This window comes from uncultured Enterococcus sp. (assembly GCF_913775425.1).
Classification (GTDB): domain Bacteria; phylum Bacillota; class Bacilli; order Lactobacillales; family Enterococcaceae; genus Enterococcus_G.
Map to the genome: position 1 here is coordinate 1 of NZ_CAJYIS010000045.1, position 2,897 is coordinate 2,897.

A 2,897-nucleotide genomic window follows, 5' to 3' on the forward strand; every position below is an offset into this window, starting at 1 on the left:
CGCGTTTTGTCTATTTAGATTACTTAATTGAAAGCCTTTCTCAGTCGTATATGATACACTAGAAAAAAAGATCTTTTGGAGGCGATTACAATGACGGAAGTCACGATTGAGAATGGGAATGTAGTGATTCGCTTAGTCGGTCTAAATAAACTACTTGCCCTAAAAAGTAGTTTGACGATCCCTTTAGATTCGATTACTAGCGTTGAATACGTCCCTGAATTAAGGACGAGTGATTATTTAAATTGGTTTAGCTGTAAAATCGGAACTGCTCTACCCGGTAAAGTGGCAGAAGGAACTTTTCTGACACATGAAGGGAAACTCTTTGTGAATATGCACCAAGGAGCACAAGGCATCGTCCTCACGTTAGAAAATGACGAGTATCAAGCTGTGGTTTTAGAAGTCGAAGATGCTCAAAATGTGTACCAATCGATCCGTAAAGCACTTTATAACTAAAAAACGTCCTGAAAAAGATACGCTTTTACGCTGTCTTTTTCAGGACATCTTTATGCGATACGATTTTTTTCTGCGTTGTGTTTTAAATAAGCATAGATCGCTTCTCGTCTTGTCCGTAAGAAATACAATAAGATAAGATACACACCAATCATGGCGCCGATGATCCATGGATTTCCAGTGATCCACAAGGCAAACAATACTGTCGTCACTGGCCGCGCAAATAAGTTAAAACTTGTGATCAATACAACGCCCGCTGGCAGAGCACTGCCATAGGCCATGACGGTTTCGGTGTAAAATGGCGCCATATAGCTACTAGCATATAAGCCCAACCCTAGCCAGATCACACCGTTTAATAAAATTTTAACCATATTTCCTTTAGATAAAGCGACCATCGATTCAATCATGAACGGAATCGAAATCAAATCCACTACTGGCAAAGTTTTATTTCCAGGTAAAATCAACGCCAACACAACTAAAATAGGAATTAATATAATCCCAGATAAGATCGTAGCAGGCTCTCCATACCCTACCCCATCGTCGACTGCTAAGAACCAACGTTTTTTAGCCGAGCTATTTTTTTGTTCACGATTTTTTTCAACGGCTTGTGCAATAGGAACAAAGGCTTTGGAAAATACTTCTGTCACTAATGGAAAAATCGTCATGACAGCAGCCAATGACACCGTAAAAGTGAGAATCTGTCCCCATGCTTCGAATGTCAGCAAGCGAGTCAAATTCCCTAAAATCCCGATCAATAATCCTAAAATCGCCCCTAGAGTCGTTGGTTGACCGAACAAACCCAATTTTTCTTTTAAAAAAATCGGATTAAACGACACATTATTTAGACCAATTTTATTCCATAAAGGATCAAATAATAAAGCGGGTATAGCCGATTCAATGTTGTGGATCGAATTGATCGTTGCATTTTTGATCCCGTAATATTCGGACCAACGATCGGCAATCACTTCGGATAATAGCAGCGTATATAATAATAAAAAGATCATGAGACCAAAAGATAGCCAAAAATTATGCGTGACCTGATACGCCACGGCTCCCCAAATCATATAGCCAAAATTGTTCCATAGATTTGATGGTACAAAGACACGGGTCACTCCTACTAAAAATAAAATCAGCTCGATCACCAATCCGAAAATGAAAAAGGATAACCCGATCGAGGTCGAAAATGCTGTTAATGAACCAGTTTGCCAGCCAATATCGACAACCGATCGATCAATCCCGGTCGTTTCGACCATTTGTTTAACGATTGGTGTGATGATTGGTGTAAAGGCTGAAATAATCCAACCAAAACCCGTTAGTCCTACACCTGCATAGATACTGCCTTCGACTGCTTTTTTTACCGGAACGCGTAAACACATGCTGATCAGAAAAATCATAATTGGCACAATCACTGTCGCCCCAAATAGCTGAAATGTATCATTTAACGATTCTAACATTCTTTCCCCTCCTACTTTCTTTTCTATTGTACCGATTTCACAAAAAGAAACACACTAATTGGCTCATAAGCCAATTAATGTGTTTCAGCGATTGATTTAAAGCAATTCTCGATAACGTGAAATGTACAATTTTTTCACAACTGTTACTAACATGAGGTAAGCGATAATGGTTAGCGCTAACCATAACCAGTACGTTCCTGGTAATTCCATCAATCCTAAATCTTCCCCAAAAGCTGTAAATGGCAATACGGTTCCGACCGCGATACCTAATGACGTAATCGATGTCATGATAAACGAACCATGACTTTGGATAAATGGCAATTTAGGTGTTCGTAATGCGTGCAAGACTAATGTTTGTGACCATAGTGATTCCACAAACCAGCCTGCGTGGAAGACGGCGATGAAGATGATTTTTTGTTGTGCATCTAATGTATGGTACGAACCACCAGCCACTGCTGGACAGATCAAGAAATACATCAATAAATATGTCGTAATATCAAACACCGAGCTTGTTGGACCAAACCAGACCATAAATTTCCCAATACTAGAAGCTTCCCATTTTTTGGGTTCTTCTAGATAGTCACGATCCATTTTATCCCATGGAATGGATACACACGAAATATCATAAATCAAGTTCAAGAATAAAATTTGTAGCGGTAACATCGGTAAAAATGGTAAGAAGGTACTTGCGACAATTACAGAGAACATATTCCCAAAGTTCGAACTTGCGGTCGCTTTGATATACTTCATAATATTGCCGAATGTTTCACGTCCCGTTACGATCCCACGCTCTAGTACAGTTAGATCTTTTTCGAGTAAGATAACATCCGCAGATTCTTTTGCGATATCGACCGCTGTATCGACCGAAATGCCGACATCGGCGACTTTCATGGCTGGCGCATCGTTGATCCCATCACCTAAAAAGCCGACTGTATGCCCATTTTCACGTAATAATTTTGTGATCCGGCTCTTTTGTTGTGGATTTAATTTCAC

General features: G+C 39.8%; 3 protein-coding genes. 1 reads left to right on the plus strand and 2 read right to left on the minus strand.

What is annotated here, in order from left to right; translation table 11 throughout:
* Positions 1 to 90: 90 nt before the first annotated feature.
* A complete protein-coding gene (locus QZ413_RS05020) occupies positions 91 to 453 on the plus strand; it encodes a hypothetical protein (RefSeq protein ID WP_297077150.1) in 363 nt (120 codons plus the stop codon).
* Between the two features lie 50 nt (positions 454 to 503).
* Here the strand turns inward: QZ413_RS05020 and QZ413_RS05025 are convergent, their stop codons facing one another.
* Together QZ413_RS05025 and QZ413_RS05030 are read right to left on the minus strand one after the other, a co-directional pair.
* On the minus strand, positions 504 to 1,904 hold the full coding sequence (locus QZ413_RS05025) for a PTS transporter subunit IIC (RefSeq protein ID WP_297077151.1): 1,401 nt from the start codon (positions 1,902 to 1,904) through the stop codon (positions 504 to 506).
* Positions 1,905 to 2,000: 96 nt separating this feature from the next.
* On the minus strand, positions 2,001 to 2,897 hold an 897-nt coding region (locus QZ413_RS05030), incomplete at its 5' end, for an HAD-IC family P-type ATPase (protein ID WP_297077154.1).

Excerpts from the sequence above, each read along its gene's own strand:
- QZ413_RS05020 (WP_297077150.1), top strand. The coding sequence starts at position 91 with ATGACGGAAGTCACGATTGAGAATGGGAATGTAGTGATTCGCTTAGTC.
- QZ413_RS05025 (WP_297077151.1), bottom strand. The coding sequence starts at position 1,904 with ATGTTAGAATCGTTAAATGATACATTTCAGCTATTTGGGGCGACAGTG.